The 18,761-nt window shown below is 69.9% G+C and carries 21 protein-coding genes and 1 pseudogene; 16 read left to right on the top strand and 6 right to left on the bottom strand.

Features of this window, described 5'->3' with window-relative positions; genetic code table 11:
* Nucleotides 1-207: 207 nt before the first annotated feature.
* From ABZ459_RS46880 to ABZ459_RS46930, 11 genes are all read left to right on the top strand, one after another.
* Nucleotides 208-4,551: a WD40 repeat domain-containing protein gene (locus ABZ459_RS46880; protein ID WP_357985942.1), complete on the top strand. Its 4,344-nt coding sequence runs from the start codon at nt 208-210 to the stop codon at nt 4,549-4,551.
* A 651-nt stretch (nt 4,552-5,202) separates the two neighbouring features.
* Entirely contained in the window at nt 5,203-5,352 is a 150-nt protein-coding gene (locus tag ABZ459_RS46885) for a hypothetical protein (RefSeq protein ID WP_357985945.1), read from the top strand.
* 52 nt (nt 5,353-5,404) lie between these two features.
* Nucleotides 5,405-5,698: a hypothetical protein gene (locus tag ABZ459_RS46890; RefSeq protein ID WP_357985948.1), complete on the top strand. Its 294-nt coding sequence runs from the start codon at nt 5,405-5,407 to the stop codon at nt 5,696-5,698.
* A gap of 79 nt (nt 5,699-5,777) precedes the next feature.
* Nucleotides 5,778-5,915, top strand: a complete 138-nt coding sequence (locus ABZ459_RS46895) for a hypothetical protein (protein WP_357985951.1) — start codon at nt 5,778-5,780, stop codon at nt 5,913-5,915.
* 32 nt (nt 5,916-5,947) lie between these two features.
* Nucleotides 5,948-6,364 (top strand): hypothetical protein, encoded by a 417-nt coding sequence (locus ABZ459_RS46900; protein WP_357985954.1) that lies wholly within the window; start codon nt 5,948-5,950, stop codon nt 6,362-6,364.
* Between the two features lie 194 nt (nt 6,365-6,558).
* Complete coding sequence (locus ABZ459_RS46905) at nt 6,559-7,470, top strand: LysR family transcriptional regulator (RefSeq protein ID WP_357985957.1); 912 nt, start codon at nt 6,559-6,561, stop codon at nt 7,468-7,470.
* A 64-nt stretch (nt 7,471-7,534) separates the two neighbouring features.
* Nucleotides 7,535-8,422 carry an alpha/beta hydrolase gene (locus ABZ459_RS46910; protein WP_357985960.1) on the top strand — a complete coding sequence of 296 codons (888 nt, stop codon included), beginning with the start codon at nt 7,535-7,537 and terminating at the stop codon, nt 8,420-8,422.
* Nucleotides 8,419-9,246: an LLM class flavin-dependent oxidoreductase gene (locus ABZ459_RS46915; RefSeq protein WP_357985963.1), complete on the top strand. Its 828-nt coding sequence runs from the start codon at nt 8,419-8,421 to the stop codon at nt 9,244-9,246. Before ABZ459_RS46910 ends, ABZ459_RS46915 begins: the two co-directional genes overlap by 4 nt.
* Nucleotides 9,179-9,898: a helix-turn-helix domain-containing protein gene (locus tag ABZ459_RS46920; protein ID WP_357985966.1), complete on the top strand. Its 720-nt coding sequence runs from the start codon at nt 9,179-9,181 to the stop codon at nt 9,896-9,898. The genes ABZ459_RS46915 and ABZ459_RS46920 overlap by 68 nt, the downstream gene beginning before the upstream one ends.
* A gap of 474 nt (nt 9,899-10,372) precedes the next feature.
* Nucleotides 10,373-10,645 carry a GntR family transcriptional regulator gene (locus ABZ459_RS46925; protein WP_357985969.1) on the top strand — a complete coding sequence of 91 codons (273 nt, stop codon included), beginning with the start codon at nt 10,373-10,375 and terminating at the stop codon, nt 10,643-10,645.
* Between the two features lie 119 nt (nt 10,646-10,764).
* A complete protein-coding gene (locus ABZ459_RS46930; protein WP_357985972.1) occupies nt 10,765-11,904 on the top strand; it encodes an RHS repeat-associated core domain-containing protein in 1,140 nt (379 codons plus the stop codon).
* Between the two features lie 93 nt (nt 11,905-11,997).
* On the opposite strand, the gene ABZ459_RS46935 is transcribed toward ABZ459_RS46930, so the two are convergent.
* On the bottom strand, nt 11,998-12,375 hold the full coding sequence (locus ABZ459_RS46935) for a hypothetical protein (RefSeq protein ID WP_357985975.1): 378 nt from the start codon (nt 12,373-12,375) through the stop codon (nt 11,998-12,000).
* A gap of 249 nt (nt 12,376-12,624) precedes the next feature.
* Between ABZ459_RS46935 and ABZ459_RS46940 the strand changes: the two genes are divergently transcribed.
* Nucleotides 12,625-12,810 (top strand): hypothetical protein, encoded by a 186-nt coding sequence (locus ABZ459_RS46940; RefSeq protein ID WP_357985978.1) that lies wholly within the window; start codon nt 12,625-12,627, stop codon nt 12,808-12,810.
* Nucleotides 12,807-13,148: a hypothetical protein gene (locus ABZ459_RS46945; RefSeq protein ID WP_357985980.1), complete on the top strand. Its 342-nt coding sequence runs from the start codon at nt 12,807-12,809 to the stop codon at nt 13,146-13,148. Before ABZ459_RS46940 ends, ABZ459_RS46945 begins: the two co-directional genes overlap by 4 nt.
* 288 nt (nt 13,149-13,436) lie before the next feature.
* On the opposite strand, the gene ABZ459_RS46950 is transcribed toward ABZ459_RS46945, so the two are convergent.
* Complete coding sequence (locus ABZ459_RS46950) at nt 13,437-13,772, bottom strand: nuclear transport factor 2 family protein (RefSeq protein ID WP_357986010.1); 336 nt, start codon at nt 13,770-13,772, stop codon at nt 13,437-13,439.
* A 99-nt stretch (nt 13,773-13,871) separates the two neighbouring features.
* On the opposite strand from ABZ459_RS46950, the gene ABZ459_RS46955 reads away from it, so the two are divergent.
* The 3 genes from ABZ459_RS46955 (at nt 13,872) to ABZ459_RS46965 (ending at nt 15,540) form a co-directional block, all read left to right on the top strand.
* Nucleotides 13,872-14,465 (top strand): TetR/AcrR family transcriptional regulator, encoded by a 594-nt coding sequence (locus tag ABZ459_RS46955; protein WP_357985983.1) that lies wholly within the window; start codon nt 13,872-13,874, stop codon nt 14,463-14,465.
* Nucleotides 14,466-14,770: 305 nt separating this feature from the next.
* Nucleotides 14,771-14,926, top strand: a complete 156-nt coding sequence (locus tag ABZ459_RS46960) for a hypothetical protein (protein WP_357985986.1) — start codon at nt 14,771-14,773, stop codon at nt 14,924-14,926.
* Between the two features lie 74 nt (nt 14,927-15,000).
* The gene (locus ABZ459_RS46965; protein ID WP_357985989.1) at nt 15,001-15,540 is read left to right on the top strand and encodes a hypothetical protein; all 540 of its coding nucleotides are present in this window, start codon (nt 15,001-15,003) and stop codon (nt 15,538-15,540) included.
* A 542-nt stretch (nt 15,541-16,082) separates the two neighbouring features.
* Here ABZ459_RS46965 and ABZ459_RS46970 read toward each other — a convergent pair.
* From ABZ459_RS46970 to ABZ459_RS46985, 4 genes and pseudogenes are all read right to left on the bottom strand, one after another.
* Nucleotides 16,083-16,658 carry a GNAT family N-acetyltransferase gene (locus ABZ459_RS46970; RefSeq protein WP_357985992.1) on the bottom strand — a complete coding sequence of 192 codons (576 nt, stop codon included), beginning with the start codon at nt 16,656-16,658 and terminating at the stop codon, nt 16,083-16,085.
* A gap of 301 nt (nt 16,659-16,959) precedes the next feature.
* Nucleotides 16,960-17,424 (bottom strand): GNAT family N-acetyltransferase, encoded by a 465-nt coding sequence (locus tag ABZ459_RS46975; protein WP_357985995.1) that lies wholly within the window; start codon nt 17,422-17,424, stop codon nt 16,960-16,962.
* A gap of 424 nt (nt 17,425-17,848) precedes the next feature.
* Complete coding sequence (locus ABZ459_RS46980) at nt 17,849-18,322, bottom strand: MerR family transcriptional regulator (RefSeq protein WP_357985998.1); 474 nt, start codon at nt 18,320-18,322, stop codon at nt 17,849-17,851.
* Nucleotides 18,323-18,341: 19 nt separating this feature from the next.
* Nucleotides 18,342-18,761: pseudogene (locus ABZ459_RS46985) on the bottom strand (short-chain dehydrogenase/reductase); the annotation flags it as partial.

Genomic DNA, 18,761 nt, shown 5'->3' on the forward strand with positions numbered 1-18,761 from the left:
GCGTCCAGCCTGCCACCAGCGAGGGGGGCCGGGCCGTACTCGGGCTGGACGGGCGGTGGCCGGTGCGGGGCCTGCGTGCGCTCTTCCGCCCGGGGCCACGAGCGCATGTCGATCGGCCGGGACCTCGAGAGCGGTTGTAGCGGTGTGAGGCGCTGTGGCGATATCAGAGGGCAGGCGGGCGCCTTCGCGGATCGATGGGGGTTGTGGATGGGATCGGCCACCGGGGTGCCCGGCGATTCCCAGGCGCACGCGGCGCGGGAGCGGATCGCCTCGGTGGTGCGGCGAAGCGGGAGCGGCTTGCTGAAGCTGTCGCCGCACGCGGTCATCGCGACGTTGTGCGCCAGCGCCCTGGTGCCGCTGGCCTTCGAAGGCGCCGACGGTCCCGTCGCGGCCGGGGTGCAGGTGCTGGCCGGTGTCGGCGGCAACGTGCTGGCTGATGTGATCATCAAGTCGATGGACGCGGTACGGAGGCGCGCCGCCGGCCGTCTGCTGTCAGGGGAGGAGATCGAGAACGAGATCGGAACCCAGCTCCTGCAAGCCCTGGAGGCCGCCAACAGCAACACGCCGGACCTGCGGCGGGAGATCGCCGGCGTGCTGCACGGGATCGATGCGGCAGGAGCCGCTCTGGAGGCCGCGCTCACCAGCGGAGACCAGCGGCTGCAGGCCCATCTCACGACGGTCTTCGCCGAGTTGAGCGGAAGCTTCGCCGAGTTCCGTCAACTGCTGGGCGATCTGTCGGGCAAGGCCACTCAGCTTCAGGACTTGTTGTACCGCCAGGCCGCCGAGCAACGGCACGATCGGGATCTCGCCCTTCAGCAGTCGGTGCAGCTGATCCTGATACGTGATGAGATAGCGGCCGTCAACCGGCGCGCGGCCACCTCGCAGCAGCAGGCGGATGCCCCCAGTCCTCGATGGTTGGACGAGGCGCCGTACCGGGGGTTGTGGCCGTTCGACCGCCACCATTCCCCGATCTTCTATGGCCGTGAGCGCGCCACCGCGAAGCTGCTGGGCAAGCTCGCTGAGCGCTTGCCCGGGGCGCGGCTGGCCATGGTCACCGGCGCGTCGGGGGCGGGCAAATCCTCCCTGCTGCGGGCCGGGCTGCTGCCCGCGCTGGCCCGCGGGCTGCTGCCCGGCGCCGTGAACTGCCGGGACTGGCCGCAGGTGGTGATGACTCCGACCGCGCGCCCACTGGATGAGATGGCGGTCCGGTTGAGCGCTCTGGGCGGGCTCGAACCAGGTGCGGTACGCCGCTCACTGGAGGCCAATCCGCAGGACGCGCACCTCACCGTGCGGCACGCCGTACTCGCTGACGCCGAGCGGCACGCCCGGCACGAGGCCGGTCGGCTCGTGCTGGTCGTGGACCAGTTCGAGGAGGTGTTCCTGCTGGCCGGCGGTCGGGAACGCGAGGCGTTCCTGACCGCCCTGGTCGCGGTCGCGGGCACGCCCGCGCTGGTCGTCCTGGCCGTTCGTGGCGACTTCGCCTCCACCTGCGCCGCTCACCCCACGCTGGCCGAGGCGTTGGAGGACGGGCAGTTCGTCCTCGGTCCGATGACCGAATCCGACCTGCGCCGGGCCATTACCGGGCCGGCGGGCATCGCCGGCCTGGAGGTCGAGGCAGGTCTGGTCGACAGCGTGCTGAGCGATCTGCGCTCGTACGCCGACGAGGGCGGCTATGGCGCAGGCGTGCTGCCCCTGTTGTCCCAGGCGATGCTTCTCACCTGGGAGAAGAGCCAGGGCGGAACGCTGACCAGCAGGACGTACGGGCTGGTCGGCGGCGTCGCCCATGCCGTGGAGTCGGCCGCCGAAGAGGTCTACGGGAGCCTGTCCGCCGAGCGGCGACGTCTGGCGCGCGAGGTGTTCCTGCGGCTGGCCGCCACCGGCCCGGACGGGCGGCCGGTACGCCGCCGCGTCACGCGCGCCGAACTGCTGGGCTCGCACGCCGCCGGCCGGGCGGCCGACGTGAATGACGTGCTGGAGGCGTTCACCGAGCGCCGGCTCCTCGTTCAGGGCGGCGCCGACGAGGGGGGCCCGCGCGGCACCGTCGAGATCGCGCACGACGTGCTGCTGAGCGCGTGGCCCAAGCTGCACGGCTGGCTCGACGACGATCGTAGCGATCACCTGGTGCTGCGGCAGTTCCTGGACAGCGCCGCCGACTGGCAGACCAGAGGCCGCGATCCGGCGTTCCTCTACCGGGGCACCAGGCTGACGGCGCTGCAGGAGGCGTTCCCCCGCTGGGACGACGATCCTGTACGCAGCCCCGCGCTCACCGGCGTGCATCGCGCGTTCCTGCACGCGAGCGAGCGGGCGGCGACGCGGACCGCGCGGACCCGTCGCGTGGTCCTCGCCCTGCTCACCATCCTGGCGCTGGCGTCACTGACGGGCGTCGGCGTGGCGATGAACCGCGCCACCGAGGCGAGCAACCAGGAAAGCACCGTGCGCTCGCGCGAACTGGCCGGTCGCAGCGTGGAGTTGAGCGAGACCGATCCGGCTCTGTCCCGGCTGCTCGCGGTCACGGCCCATGAGATACGGGACACCCCGGATTCCCGCGCGGCCATGACCACCGCCCTGCTCAACCCTGCTCGCGCCGTGTTCACCGGTCACGTCGGCGAGGTCGAGAGGGTGGCGTTCGCTCCCGACGCGAGGACGCTGGCCTCGGCCGGACGTGACGGCAGCGTCCGGCTGTGGAACATCGCCACGGGCCGTCCGATCGCGCGCTTCACCACCGGGCCGGGCGAATGGGCGCGGGCAGTGGCTTTCAGCCGCGACGGCAAACTCCTGTTCTGCGCGAGCGGTACGGAGGAATCCAACAGAGGCGCGATCTACATCTGGGACGTCGCCGGCCAACGGCAGGCCGGCGCCCCGCTCACCGTCGCGGACGTCATCGAGGGGCAGACCGTGCGCTTCAACGCGCTGGCACTCAGCCCCGACGGCGAGACGCTGGCCGGGGCGGGAGACGACGGCATCCTGTACCTCTGGGAGCTCGCCACCCGGCGGCGCCTCGCCCAGATCACCACCGACCAGGTCGAGGACGTCGTCTTCAGCCCGGACGGGCGCGTACTGGCCACCGCCGGCACGGACGGAACCGTGCTGTTCTGGGACGTGGCCCGTCGCCGCGAGATCACGCCCCGGACGGCCACCCGCAAGGGCAACATCACGGCGTGGAAGGTGGCCTACACCCCTGACGGCACCAAGCTGCTGAGCGACGACAGCGATGGAACCGTGCGCTGGTGGGACACGACCACCCACCGCCGGCTCGGCGCCGCCCTCAAAGCCTCCGGTTCGGCGCTGGCCGTCAGCCCCGACGGCGTCACCATGGCCACCGGCGGTGAGGCGGGCACGATCGCCCTGTACGACCTCAGCACCCGCCGGCCGGTCGGCGCTCCCCTCGTCGGCCACACCGGCACGCCGCTGGACGTGGCCTTCTCCCCGGACGGGAAGGCGCTGGCCAGCGCCGGGAACGACGGAACCGTACGCGTCTGGGACCTCGTCCGCGGCCGGCAGATCGAGCGGCCCGTCACCAGGCCCGGCACCGGCGATGTCTACGAAATGGCCCTCAGCCATGACGGCCGTACGTTCGCCACCTCCAGCGGCACGAGCGTGCTGCTGTGGAACCTGGCCGGGCGCGACCGCCGCGGACGCCTCGTCGTGAGCCCGCTCGGTCAGCCCATCGCGCCGGGCAGGACCGGCGACGGCGGCCCGGTGGCCTTCAGCCCCGACGGCACGATGCTGGCCACCGGCGCGGCCGACGGCGTGATCGACCTGTGGACGGTCGCCACCCAGCAGCCGATCGGGCCACCGCTGCGCGGCCACACCGAGCACAACGGGCAGAGCTGGGTCCGCGGGCTCGCGTTCAGCCCCGACGGGGGGATGCTGGCCAGCACCGGCGCGGACGGCACCTTGCGGTTCTGGGACGTACGCGCCCGGCGGCAGCTCGGCCCGCCGGTGGCAGGCGTGCGCGGTTCCGCCCTGGCCTTCTCCCCCGACGGCGCAACCCTCGCGGCAGGGCTGGACGACGGGAGCATCCGCCAGTGGGATCGGCGTTCCCGCCGCGAGAAGGCCGCCCCGCTGCGCGGCCACATCGACGCCGTCACCTCCATCACGTACAACGCGGACGGCTCGCTGCTGGCCAGCGCGAGCAGCGACCGCACGATCCGGCTGTGGGATCCGCACGCGGTACGGCCGAAGAACCAGCCGCTCGTGGGGCACACCCACACGGTATGGAAGGCGGCCTTCAGCCCCGACGGCCGGCTGCTCGCGAGCGCAGGCCGTGATCGTACGATCCGGCTGTGGGACGTCGCCACCCAGCGGCCACTGGGCCGTCCACTGACCGGACACGACGGGGACGTCTCCGGGATCGCCTTCACCCCGGACGGCCGCACCCTCGTCAGCACCGGCTATGACTCCACCATTCGCGCGTGGAATGTGAGCCTGCCCTCCGACCTCGAAGCCGCCGTATGCGCCCTGGCCCAGCGGCCGATCAGCCGCGCGGAGTGGAACCTGTACGTACCGGGCAAACCGTACGTGCCGACCTGCGCTGCCTTCGTACGCTGAGTTCAGCGTGCCGGCCGGGCGGGCGGCCTGAGGCCGTCCATCAGGAGGTCCAGCAGGCGACCGGCCTTGGCTTCATGCTCGCGCCGGGGGCCACGGTGAAGATGCCGATGAGGGAGGCGGCGATGTCTTCGGCGGTGACGTCGGAGCGGAGGTCGATGGTTATCTTGGGTTATCGGTGGCTTCTCGCAGGTCAGGGCTAGATGATCTCTTCTTTCACGTGCGGCACGTCAGCTGATATTCACATCATGTTGTGTCGAGAATCTCGATCTGGAGCTCCGCCACGCGCGAGTCACCGGCAAAGGGCAGCACCATCGAGTGGCTGGGCCGGTCGCGTCCCGGCCGTGCGGGCGGCAATCGCTGTACCGTTGGAGGGGCGATGCTCGGGTCCATGTCACCAGACGTAAAGTAGCTATGAGTAACCGAGAGCTCTCGGCGGGTGACATGAGCACCGTTAAGCGAGCAACGCGACCTGCGGAAACGCGCTTGCCGCCGTTATCGGGGCAGCGAGCGCCGGACCCATCCCCGAGCGCGGACCGAAACCCGCAGTTGGGCACCGCGACCGTCACCCCCCGTGGCCTGCGGCAACGCTCTACCTTGCCCCTGGGGGCATGGACCCGAGCGCCGGGCCTTCGATGCAAGACCCGGAACATCGTGACGAAGCCGCGCCTGAGGCGCTCCCAGAACGTCTGGATACCCCAGTGCGAGCGCGAGGTGTTCTTCGGGCATCACCCGCAGGCCGGGGTGCCCATCGCCGATGCGGCCTTGATCAGCATCGGTGCCGAGGGCGATGATGCCTCATGAGCGACACCGTGAAGTTCCGCATCTGGTCCGAGACGCGACGCGGAGGTCGGCGATGAACGCCACGCCGATCGACCTCACCGAGGGGCAACGCAAGCTCTTGACTCGCATCCGGGACCATACAGTGATCACTGGCGACGTGAACACCTTGTGGGGCGACTGGACAAAGCGCGCTGACTTCAAGCGGTTGGCCGAAGAGGGGCTGATTCGCGACGAATGGGACGATCTTGCGAATGGTTACCGCTGGCACGTCACCGACGCGGGCCGGGCAGTGCTCGACCAAATCGCGGAAGTCAAGCGTGCGAGCGCGATCGGGCATCGGCCCACCCGCGCCGGCTGGAGTTCATGAGCAAGCTGGCCGAGCACGGCAGCCTGGTCTGTACTACTCGTACGAAGACATCCCGGAGTACGGGCTGAACCAGCCCGACGTGGACGCGCTGGTCGCCCTCGGCTTCATCGACGTCGGGGAGCCGAGCGGTCATCACGGCACGGCGCGCAAGACGGTGCTCACCGACGCGGGCCGCGCCGAACTGGAACGGCGCGGGGCTGGGGAACACCGACGATGAGTGAGGTCTTCGACCATGGCGAGTAGTGGCCGTTGGACGCCGGCGATCTGGGTCAGGCACTCAAGGTCCTGGCTGACCGTGAGGATCACTTGTTGAACCCGCCTGCTGAGTTGGTGACCGCACTCGTTGCTGGGGAGTCGTACCGCATGTCCGCCGGGCTGCTGTGGCGCCTCACGCACCTGGCCTGCCCCGCTCTGGTGTATGACCTGGACAACAGATTCGGCCGACCAGCGGAAACGTTGACCTGGGACCGGTGGGTCAGGCTGTGGCAGGCACCGCTGCCGTCCTGCCGTCCTGTCGTCGTGCTCGCGCAGCATCCGCAGGACGGTGGCCGGGGAGGGGTGGCGACCCTTCTTACCCTTGGTGATGACGAGGCGGGCGGCGATGTCGCGCAGGCTGAGATTCTGCGCGCAGGTGCAGGGCCATGGACAGCATGGCGTCATCGGTGACGGTGGCACCGCCGATGTTCTTGCCGCGGGCGCGGGCGGATTCGTGGCCTTCCCAGGGTGCGGTCGCGGATGTATTCGCGTTCCATCCCGGGGCGGCCCAGCCGGACGCGCAGAAGCATCGGCAGCGGCGCGATTCATCACCAGGAGCGATTGTTTCGCTCGAATCAATCGCCCTTGACGATACTCTGGCTGTCATGGCTGACGTGGAACTGCGCCACCTGAGGACGATGGCCGCCATCGCCGAGGAGGGGACGTTCGGCCGGGCGGCGGTTCGCCTCGGCTACACCCAGTCGTCGGTGAGCCAGCAGATCGCCGCGCTGGAGAAGGCCGTCGGCGGGGCCGTCTTCGACCGGCCGGGAGGTCCCAGGCCGGTACGCGCCACTCCTCTCGGCGAGCTGGTCCTGGCCCACGGGCGTGATCTGCTCGCGAGGTCGGAGGCGCTGACCGACGCCGTCGATCGGTTCAGGGCGGGTCACGGCCGGATCGACATCGGCACCTTCCAAGGCGCGACCCGGCTGATCCTGCCCGCAGTGGTGCGCGGGTTGCTGAGCGAGTACCCCGGCTGCGACATCAGGCTGTCGGAGGTGGAACCGGAGGACCCGAACATCGGAGATCTCGACCTGTTGTTCCACTACGACCGCATCGACGGCGACGTCGAACACGTCGAGCTGCTGGACGAGCCTCACCTCCTGGTGGCCGCCGCGGGCGCGTTCCCCGACGGTCCGGTACCGGTCGAGCTGCTCGACGACACTCCCATGGTCGCCTGGCCGCCCACCGTCCACCAAAGATGGCTGGAACGGGAGCTCGCCGGCGCGGGCGCCCGGCCGCGGATCGTGTTCCGCACGGCCGGCCACGAAACCGTCGTCTCGATGGTGCGGGTGGGCCTGGGCTCAGCGGTGTTGCCCTGGCTCGCCCTCCTTGGGTCGGACGTCTGGTCCGACGACCGGCTCCGCATCCATCGGCTGGAACCGCCGCCTACCTGCACGTGGTACCTGTGTCGGCCGGCCGGGCGCACCCGGTCGCCGCTGGCGGCCCAGGCCATCGACCTCGCCGTCGCAGCCGCCGCTGAGCTGACCGGCCAGATGGAACACGGTATATCGCTGTAGGCGATCGACTCGATCGATAATCATAGCTTTTCGCGATGAGGTGGCCAGGCTTAGCGTGCCGGACATGAACGCCAATCAAGATCACCCCGAGCGGCTCCTCGACATCAACGGCATAAAGCTCTGCGTCCAGACGTTCGGCGACCCGGCCGCGCCCGCCCTGCTGCTCATCGGCGGCGCCGAGGCGTCGATGGACTGGTGGGACGACGAGTTCTGCGAGCGCCTCGCCGCCGGCGGCCGGCACGTCATCCGGTACGACACCCGGGACACCGGCCGCTCCACGACCTTCCCGCCCGGCGCGCCGCCGTACGGAAACGACGCCCTGTTCGACGACGCCGTCGGCCTGCTCGACGAACTCGGCATCGCGGCCGCCCACATCGTCGGCGTCTCCATGGGCGGCGGAATCGCCCAGCGCCTGGCCGTGCGCCACCCCGGCCGGGTCGCCTCCCTGACGCTCATCGCCACCAGCCCGGGCGGCCCCGGCGGCCCCGACCGCCATGACCTGCCGCCGATGAGCGCCGAACTGGCGAAGCGGTTCGCCGAGGGCGGCGACCAGACGCCCGACTGGTCCGACCGCGAGGCCGTCATCGCGTACTACACCGACGGCGAGCGCACCTTCGCGGGCACCATTCCCGTCGACGAGGAGCGGATGCGCCGCATCGCCGGCCGCGTCTGGGACCGCAGCCCGTCTCCTGCGTCGGCGCAGAACCACTGGCAGCTCGACGGCGGCGAGCCCGTCCGCGCCCGTCTCGGTGCGATCGCGACGCCCACGCTGGTGTTGCACGGCACCGCGGACCCGCTGCTCCCGTACGGGCACGGCGAGGCGCTGGCACGGGAGATCCCGGGAGCCCGGCTGGTCCCGCTCAAGGGCATGGGGCACCAGATGCCACCGCCGGAGCTCTGGGACGTCGCGATCGCAGAGATCCTTTCGGTCTCCAGCGGAGAGCGCCCGTGAGCCGGCTGCGATCGGCACTCTGGCTGCCGCTCTTCGACGAGCTCGCCGACCCGCGGGCGGTGGCGAATCTGGCCGCCGACGCGGAGGAGGCCGGGTGGGACGGCTGCTTCGTGTGGGATCACCTGTCCTGGCGGGAGCCGGTCCAGCAGGTCGCCGACTCGTGGATCACGCTGGCGGCGATCGCGACCGCCACCGAGCGGCTGCGGCTCGGTCCGATGGTGGCGACGCTCGCCCGCAGGCGTCCGGCCAAAGTGGCGCGGGAAACCGCGACCCTGGACCAGCTGAGCGACGGCCGTCTCACCCTTGGCGTCGGACTGGGCAGCGATCGGTTCGGCGGCGAACTGTCCAGGACCGGCGAGCAGCTCGACGACCGGCAGCGGGGACGGATGCTCGATGAGTCCTTGGCCATCCTGGCCGCCGCATGGTCCGGAGAGCCGGTGCGCCACCGCGGCGAGCACTACACCGTCGACGACATCACGTTCCTGCCGCAGCCGGTTCAGCGGCCAGGCGTGCCGGTATGGGCCGCCGGATTCCCCGGCAACGTCAAGCCGATCCGGCGGGCCGCCCGGCTCGACGGCTTCTTTCCGATCAACATGGAACGCCCGGACCAACTCGCCGAGGTCGCCGGCACCCTCACCGAGCTGCGACACGGCGACATGGCCTCGTACGACATCGCCGTCAGCCTGCCCGCCGGCGTCGACCCGCTGCCGTACGCCGCCGCCGGCGCGACCTGGTGGCTGACGGAGTTCGACCCGGGTGTACGGCTCGACACGGTACGCGGCGTACTCCGCGACGGCCCCTGCCCGCGCCCGCGGCCCCATTGACACCCTGATCGTCTCGGGCGGCCAGGAGCATGAGACCGCCGCCGCCAACCCTCGGTTCGTGAGTCAGGCCATGCGGCTCGCCGGGCTGTCGCGGCGGGTCGCGTCCGTGTGCAGGGGGGCGACCGTGCCGGCCGCGGCCGGGTTGCTCGACAACGGCCGGGCCACCACGCGTCGGTACGAGGCAGGACGGCCGGCCGCCCCATTCCCGCACGTACGGGTCGACCCCGCTCCGATCTTCGTACGGGACGGCACGGTCGCGACGTCAGGCGGGGTCACGGCCGCTCTGGATCTCACGCTGTCGTTCATCGAGGAGGACCACGGGGCCGAGCTGGCCGACCAGGTCTTGGTCCGGCGGGTCGTCGACCACGTGGTCAGCCATCTGGACGAGGACCTCGGTGTCGCTCGTCTGGCCGCGCCCGTCGGGGTGAGCGAGCGACATTTGAGCAGGCTGTTCGTCGAGTGCGTCGGCCGGACTCCCTCGCGGCTGGTGCGCGAGACGCGGCTCGAAGCGGCCGCCCAGTTGCTCACCGGCACTCGTGAGCCGGTCGCGGCCATCGCCCGGCGGTGCGGGTTCTCCTCCGCCGAGTCCTTGCGGCAGGCGTTCGCGGTGTGGGGCGGAGTTTCGCCCTCGCGTTTCCGCAGGAGATCATGACGCTTCCGTTCGCCGCCGACGCCACAGAGCACCGGCCCGGGGGCTTCCCGGACCGGCGCTCTCGTGTGTCAGCCGCCGGCGCTGAAGGATCTCGCGCCGTTACCGTAGACGGTCATGTCCACCCAGGGGTGCGATTCCTGGGACCGTACCGAGAGAGGAATTCCATGCTTGCCTCGATGTCATCCGAAGTGGATCGCACGGGGGGCGGATTCTTGCGCAATAGCTGCTGCCAACGCGCTCGGGCGCTCAGCCGCCGTTCCTCCCATGCGACTTCTCGAGGGTCGCGCCTGTCCCACTCGGTTTGGCGATGCAGAGGTTCTCCGCGGCCTGCGGCGCCCAGTCGATCAGCGTGTTGGGGCCGCTTTGCGGGACGGGGGAGGGGGCTCGCGCGCTTGGTCCTCCTCGCTGCTCATGACTGCTCACCAGGCATGGCGTATCTCGCTTGCCACGGTATCCCTTGCCTAGGTCGTCTTCGTGGCTGATCTAGAGCTGGAGTGGAAGGCTGGCATCCCTCATTGGGTGCAGGTCTACGAGGACATCAAGGGCAAGATTGAAAGCGGTGAGCTTGCTCCTGGCGACCAGATGCCCTCTGTCCTGAGACTGCAGCAGATCTACGGCATTGCCACAGCAACCGGCAAGAGGGTTCGCCGAGCCTTGCGGAGTGATGGGTTCATCAGAACCGAGCCGGGCATGGGCAGCTTCGTAGTCCCTCGTGCCGACCAGGCGGGGGAGCGAGGCCGTTCCTAGTGGTCGACGCTGGCGGTCTCCCGGTGACGATTGGCCGGATGGCGTGCCGCTTGTGATCAGCTCGCGTGCTCCTCACGTAAAGCGGTACACCAGCTGCAGAGCCTCTTGTGGACTTGCGAGTGAAAGCGCTTCGTCCTCATATCTGTCGCGTTCGGCGCACCGGCACCCGCTACTACAGCCACGGCGGGCAGGTCGTCGCCGTCCGCTCCGGCGGCACGGCGGCGGGGGTGAGCTGGCTCAGCGGCGACCACCACGGCACCACCGGCGCCGCGATCGCCAACACCGATGGCCAGGCCGTCGCCACCCGCCGCCACACGCCCTTCGGCGAGCCCCGCGACGGCGGCGCCGGCACCTGGCCCGCCTCCATGGACCGCGGTTTCGTCGGCGGGACCAGCGACGGCACCGGCCTGACCCACCTGGGCGCCCGCGAGTACGATCCGGGCACGGGCCGGTTCGTCTCCGTCGACCCGCTCGTGGACGTCCAGGACTCCCAGCAGGTCAACGGCTACACCTACGCCAACAACAACCCGCTGGCGCTCAGCGACCCCGACGGGCGGATGCCCCGCTCCTGCCCCGACGGGGTGTGCAACGACGGGAAGGGCGGCGGCGCCCACCAGAACCGGGAGAACAACCCGGCCGACTCCTACAACCCGCCGGTCGGCGGAGGGGTCGGGGGCGGCCCGTGCGCGCCCGCCGACGGCCAGGCGGGGACCCGCCCGCGTGGTGACAACCTGCTGCCCAAGGGCGGCCCGTGCGGGGCGCGCCCGTGCCACGAGTACGAGCAGGCGCCCTTCGTGTGGCATCCGAAGAAGTACCACAAGACGGTGGAGTCGTCGGGGTTGTGCGACGGCTTGTTCAACTGCGGCTGGGAGGTCGGCTGGCGCGGGGCCGCCGCCACGAACCCCCTCACCCTGATCGGGCAGGCCACGGACGACCTGACCGGGACGAGCCTCACCCCCGACTACGTGACGGTGGACGAGAGCTTCCCCCTGGTCCCGTCGTTCGCCGGGTTCGGGCTGACCAGCGGGATCACGGTCAGCAAGTACGGCCAGGTGACTGTCAACGTGCCGCTCGGCTCGGCGGGCGTCTCGGGGCCCGGCGTGAGCGCCCGCATGGGATGGACGAACGTGCCCGACGACAAGGCAGCGGTCAACGGGTTCCTCCAGGGGGCCGCGGTGGGCCTGGGCGGCGCCGTGCCGAGGGGCGGCGGCGTCGGCATGGCGTCGACGTACGGCATCGTGGTGTGGCCCGGCTGGTGACCACACCGCGGTGCAGGGCCTCCCCGTCCTCGCAGGGACGGAGAGGCCCTGCGCTCGCTCGCCCGCCCCTGCCCGTCGGCCTGCTGACGTCGTCTACCCGCCCAGGAGCACGGTCACGACGACGCCGGCGATGAAGAAGAACGCTCCGCTGACGATGTTCAGCCACATGCCTTGCTTGAACGATTTCCTGCCGCTCTCCTCCAGTCGTGCCGCCAGCCGCGCATCGAGCATCTTCTCGACGGCAGCCTGAGCTTCCTTGTGCATCGAGGCGATGCTCTCGGCGTGTTGGGCCTCGGCTTGCAGCTCACGGACTGTCGCGGTGCGTGCCTCCATCTCGGCCGAGAGTTCGGCGAGCAACGCCGTCGAGCGCTTGAGGAGATCAGCCAATTCGTCGGCCCGCTCCTCGATGCCGGAAGCGCTCGGTGCGGGGGACTCCTCCGCGCTGCCGGGCCGTCTGAGTCTGCTCTGCACCTTTCCAGGGCGCCTGATCCCAGCCCGCTGAGCACGGCTCCGACGACGGTCGAGATGAGAAGGGGGTCCACGTCCACGCGGGCAGATTAGGAGCGGCGACCCGACATGGGCGCCACAACGAACAAGCGGTGATCGGATCGATACATGTAGCCACGTCACGGCGCACCATGAGCTCACCCATCAACGAAGCGCGCCCCGCACCGCCTCCGGGCCGCCCGGGCGGACCAGGCGATCACCTGGAGTACGGGCATGGATCCCGTGAGCGTCGTGGGGGTGTTGACGGGAGTGGCCGCGGCCGAGCCGGACGGGGACTTCCATGTGCTGGGCGGTCGCGGGGGAGTCGGCAAGACCACGGTCGCGCCGGCGCTGGCCGAGCGGGCTCAGAATGCGGGGCGGCCCGTCTGGCGGATCGCCGCCACGGACGTGCGGCCGTGACGTCCTGCCTGCTGGCGCTGGCCGCCGAGCTGGGCGCGTCGGCGACCGAGATCGAGGAGGCGCGAACCGGACGGCGGGATGCCGCCGACGTACTCTGGAGGCGGCTGGAGGAGCGGACCGGCTGGCTCCTCGTCCTCGACAACGCCGACGACCCGGCGACGCTGGAAGTGGCGGGGGCCGGTGCGGCCGGGTGCACTACCTGTCATGCCTGCCCGAGGACGACGGGGCACGCACACTGCCGAACCTTGCAGGAACAGCCGGCCGAACGGGTCGTTCCAGTCGTAGACCGACCCGCCCAGCCCGAACAGGTGGTCCCGGAGAAGCCCCCGTCGATGTAGATCCGATCGGCCGGAACCTGAGACCGAGGAACTGCTCGGTCTGGACGACGACGGCCTGCACGTCGGTGGACCAGCGGGCGTAGTCGACCCGGACCGCGGCCGCCGAGGCGTTGACGGCGTTCCCGCCCTTCAGTGTTCCGGATAGGGCCCCGTCACCGGAACGGTTCGCGGAACACTCCTACGGAACCCTCGACCTGGGCGGCCATCCTGGCCGGCGGGTGTTCCGGTGGGGGAGCCCCCGGTTCCATCCGTTGGTATCGAGCGCCGTAGTGGCGGACAGCACCCGGTTCAGGCATGGTCCGGCTCGACGAAGAACCAGTGCTCGACGAGCCGGCCGTCGATGACTCGGACCATGTCCATGCCGCGGGTCTCGGCACCGCCCGAGCCCGGGGCTCCGCGCAGTCGGTAGAGGTTGGCAACCCACTCGCCGTCCTCCAGGGTCCGATCGGTGACGACCTCCAGGCCGGACGCCAGCAGGCCTTCCCATTTCCGCCGCCAGTCCGCGTGGCTGACCACCCGTCCCTGGTCGCGGGACTCCGGAGCGATCAGCCCGATGGCGCCGTCAACGTCACCCTCGGCACGAGCCCTGATTATCGCCTGGACCACGTCGCCCGGTCCCTTCACTGTGTCCAATCGATTCACCTCCAATGAAACGGGGATCTGTCCCCGTTTTGCGTGTGGAACAATACGGGGACTGCCCCCCGGTTGACAAGGAGGCCCGGCATGCAGCCACCGCCGCGTCGCGCCGACGCCGCACGCAACCGCGAGCGGCTGCTCGCAGCCGCTGACATCGTGTTGAACAGCCACGGCGCCACCGCGTCGCTCGACGAGATCGCCAAGCTCGCGGGGGTCGGCAACGCCACGCTCTACCGGCATTTCCCGACCCGGGGGCGGCTGATCGAGGCCGTGTACGAGCAGCGGATCCAGGACCTGTGCGACAGCGCACGTGACTTCGCCGCGGCCCCGGACCCCGGTGCGGCGCTGACGGCGTGGCTGCGGTTGGTCGCCGCGCACGTCAGCGACAGCCGCCTGCTCAGGGAGGCGTTCCTCGCCGACCACCCGGTCCCCGCTGACGTCGAGCCGCCGCAAGCGACCGCCTGGCACGATTCGCTCTTCGAGGCCGCCGCGCCGCTCTTGGCCCGCGCCCAGGACGCCGGTGCGGTGCGACCCGACATCGGCATCGCGGAGTTGCTCGCGTTCCTGACCGCCGCCACCCGAGCCGCCCCGCTGTGCGCCGACCGCGCCCTCGAACTGCTCATGGAGGGCGTCCTCCCGCGACCCGCGCTCGCCCCAGCACGGCCCGATACCGACGGCTAGCTAATCGGAGAAGCCGACCACCAACTCGACCGGCAGGGCTGCCTCGGCTCGGGCAGGCGACAGCGCAGCCGAGCGGCTTCAGGTACCAGCTACGGCCCTGGTGACCACACACGGGTTCAGACGGGCGGAGTGCCGAACACCACCCGTGGTTCGAGATCGAGCCGGGTGGTGGGGGGTGAGGTTGAGGGTCCACCTGCCGAATCGGCGGATGGTGTGGGTGATGTACGGGTGCAGCCGGGATGCGGGTGAACCGGCCATGAGCCGATCTTGAGAACGTCAGGACATACCTGCTGCACCAGGCTCGGGTGAGGGCCCGCGACGACCTGGTGACCATGCCGTGCAAGCGGATGAACAGCATGCACAACAAGGCCCGCGAGCCGCTGGAGACCAGCCGCGCCGAGCAGCGCCAGCGCCACGAGCGGATGCTGGCGGTGCTCGGCGACCTGCTGAACGCGGCCTAGGAGGTCGATCTGGCGGCCCGGAACGCGCCGAACCGCGGACGACGGTGCGGGGCCGCCATGAGACCGGCCGGGCGGTGCTGGAGACGATCGAGACCAACGGCGGCCTGACCGGCCTGGTGCCCGGGCACGAGGCGCTGGCCGCCTTTCACGGTGACAACTATCTGCCGCTGCTGGACCGCTTCTACCGCTCGCACCGCGGGCTGTTGCCGCGCCTGGCCGGCGTACTGGCGCTGGAGCCGGCCGGCAGGCTCACGAACACCGACGGTTCCAGATCATCGTTGACCAGGGCCGGCGTCCGCCGGATCGTCGTCGCGTTCGACCGGATCGTGCAGACGTTCATCCCCGCGACGTCACTGATCCGCCCCCGGGCCATGATCCTGTCCGGATCCGGATGGTGGTCGATCTCCACACGCACAACCGACCCCCAGATGACCTCTCTGATCGCCTCCACGCGATCAGAGAGCGCCACCTGCGTGTCGACGATGAAGGTCATCCCCACTCCATGCACCGAGTGTAGATCGGCACGCCACCAGCCGATCTGCACGGCACAGACAGACAAAACCCTCGCACGTACCGACAGAACAACGTCAACCGGCCTCGCACCCGGACGGTGACCCTCTCGCCGACGCCCACGACCGCGACTTCGCCGCCCGCGACCACAAGACCCACATGAGGACGGTCCTGCACCGCACCTCCGACACCGTGAACGCCCATCTGACCGCGCTGGATCATTTCTTGTCCCAGCTCGGCTGCGGTTGCAACCGTGGAGGCTCTGGTGCCCGAGGACGACGGCTCGTCCGAAGCCGCGATGCGCGAGAAACTGGCCCTGCGCCACAACAGCGTGCCGTCCGCGACGTCATCGACCGGGGCGAGGCTACCCCAGCGAACCCTCAACGACCGGCACCCCCCACCGCTGCCAGGCCGCTGCCCGCAAGCTGATCACTTCTTTGGCCGGCCCCTGAGCCTGTCACCGGTCATGGACTCTGCGAGATCCGAAGTCCGGCACCTCTCACCGCGCTTCACCCCACGCACTGAGCCGTGCCGGCGCGGTGGCGTCCCTGGGTTCCAGCCGCAGCGCCGGCAGGAGAACGGCCGCGTGTATGAGTGACAGCGTGATCTTCGTCCCGGCGAGGGCTCCCGAGCGTCTTCGCCGTAATCACTCGTGAGCGGGCCATTCCTCGGCCAGGAGCGCGTATGAGAGACCGTCGAGCCATCCCTTGGTGCGGTGGAGTGAGTCTCTCACCGTGTGCTGTTCGCGACGCATCCCGACCCGCTCCATCAGCCGCCACGAGGATTCGTTGTCGTAGAAGCAGTCCGCGTGCAGGCGGCGCAGGCCAAGACTCTTGAAGGAGATGTCGATGAGGGCGCGTACCGCTTCGGTGGCGTAGCCCTTGCCGCCGTAGGCGGGATCGAGCGTCCACCCGAGCTCTGCTTGGACGCTTTTCGCCTGGTCAGCGACCTCTTCCTGGGCCCAACCGTCCTGGACCCTCAGTGTCAGGTCGCCGATCACCCGGCCGTCCAGTTCGATGATGAGCAGGTCTACGAGCCGCTCCTCGCTGAGGAAACGCTCCCGGTAGTCGTCGTAGGTCTTTGTGGCCGCCGCGATCCATTCATGAGTCTCCGGCAGCTGCCGGAAAACCCAGGTCGCGTCGAGGTCGTCGGTGGCAGCTCGGCGCAACAGCAGCCGCTCGGTGGAAATCGGCCACTTCAGCGTGTCAAGAGGGTGACGCATGGGCCCTCATCTTGACAGCGGGCTGTGGTGACACACAAACGGATTATTGCGGACGACGACTCCGACAACGACGCGGCGATCGCCCCACAGGAACCGACAGGACACCGAAGCGACCAGGGCTCGCGGAATCCGGCCTGTCGTCAACGACGCTGCGACCAAGTAACGACGCTGCGACCAAGTACTGAAGGCCGTTCTGTGTCCAGAATCCGCCACGCCCGGATCTGTCAGGCGGCGTCCAGCGCGCGGCCGTCCTACCATCTGGGCCGTACGTCATCGGTGGTATCCGGGTGCACTGTCGGAATTACTCTGCACTTTCGGCGCTCGGAGAAGTACGGAGGTAGAAGACCTCAGGATCACCTTCATCGAGGCCGTGCACCATTCCTACCGGCTGCCAGCCGACCCGCTGGAGCAGTCGCTGCATGGGATGGTTGGACAGGTTCGTTGAGGTGAACAGCTTCGCGGTCTGACATGAAGCTGCTGCGGCGCGCAGCAGCCTCTGGCCGACGCCATGCCCCCGGGCGGCCTCAGCCACCATGAGCATCGTCACGAACCCCTGCTCGAAGAAGGTGTACTCAACGACGCAGTAGCCGACCAGCCCGGACGGAGTGCCGGCTACCAGGACGGACCCGTCGCGACACCAACGTTCGATGCTGCCGCGCCGCTCGCCTCCATCGGATCTCGCGACCGGATCAAGGAGCACGAGTGCCTCGGCATCGGCCGCTCCGCCGGCTCGAACGGACACTGCACGGAAGTTGTCGGTGTTCATAGGCGTGATCTTCCTCTCCTGACAAGATCCCTCCTGATGCAGGGATATCCCAGACGTAGCCGGCAGCCTTCGTGTGTACTTCGTCGCCGCTTCGTCAACAACAGGCCGTGTTCGCGGGCATCCAGGCAGTTCGTGGGCCGCACGGTGGCCGTACCGGCCAAGGACTGGCGTAGCCCGGCGAGCTGGGCGGCGTGGTCGAATCCGGGCACTTTGGGGGGCCGCAGCAGACGGTGACGTGCAGCGGGCCGCCCCCGCCCCCGCCGCGACAGGGACAGGAGCTGGGGGTGCGGCGGCTCACCGGCCGCCGCCGTTTCGGGCGCGGCGCCAGGCCGGAAGCCCACGTTGATCGCGGCTACGATCAGCGCGAGGACGGCGACGCGAGAAGGCTCGCCGGGGCTTGTTGCGCGGTCACCCCGGCCGCCGGTCAGCCTTCTGGGTGCCCGTCGTAGACGCGGATCTTGTATTCGGTCGTCTCCAGGGCGAGAGTGAGTTCGCGGATCTGTCGCACGATGCGGTCGCGCTGGTCGAGCATGATGCGCCGGCGTTCCGGGATGGTGCTCGGGCCTTGCTCGACGAGGGCGATGTAGCGCTTGAGATCCTGCATGGTCATTCCCGACAGCCGCATCCGGGTGAGGAAGATGAGGCGGCGCAGGTCGAACGCCGAGTATGCGCGGTAACCGGAGGCGTTGCGTGCCGGCCGCAGGAGTCCCTCCTGCTCGTAGTAGCGGAGGGTGTGGGGGGACAGGCCGATCAGGCGGGCGGCCTCGGCGACGCTCTTGGGCGTCGCCGAGGTGTCGATCGTGGTGTCGTCGAGGAGGTCGTGCAGCGCGTCGATGACTGATGCGGACGGTTCGTCGCCGGCGGCGAGGATGCGCTCGATCAGGTCTTCGGTGGCCATGTTCGACAGGGTACGGAGTTCAGAACGCGCGTAGCGCCGGCGGCATGCCGGGAAAGTCGGCCGTTTGGCTTACATGCGCCCACTTCTCGACGTCGCTGAGCCCGTTCCTGTAGGCGCGGGTGAGATTGCGCACGGCCTCGGCGCCGAGCGGAAGCCTGAGCGGCGCGTCGGGCGTGTCGAGCATGCCGCGGATGGCCGAGGCGGCGCGTGCCGGGTCGCCCTCCTGGACGCCGTCGGCCTCGGCCATGTTCGCGCGGACGGCGCCGAGCACCTCGTCGTAGATCGGGTGCTGGTCCACGGTGCTGAGTACGTCGGCGGCGTTGAAGGCGGTGCGGAAGCGGCTGGGCTCGGCGATGAGGACGCGGACGCCGAACGGCGCGACCTCGCCCGCCAGCGCCTCCGACCAGCCTTCGAGCGCGAACTTGCCGGCCGAGTAGCT

This window comes from Nonomuraea sp. NPDC005692 (genome assembly GCF_040631115.1).
Taxonomy (GTDB): Bacteria; Actinomycetota; Actinomycetes; order Streptosporangiales; family Streptosporangiaceae; genus Nonomuraea.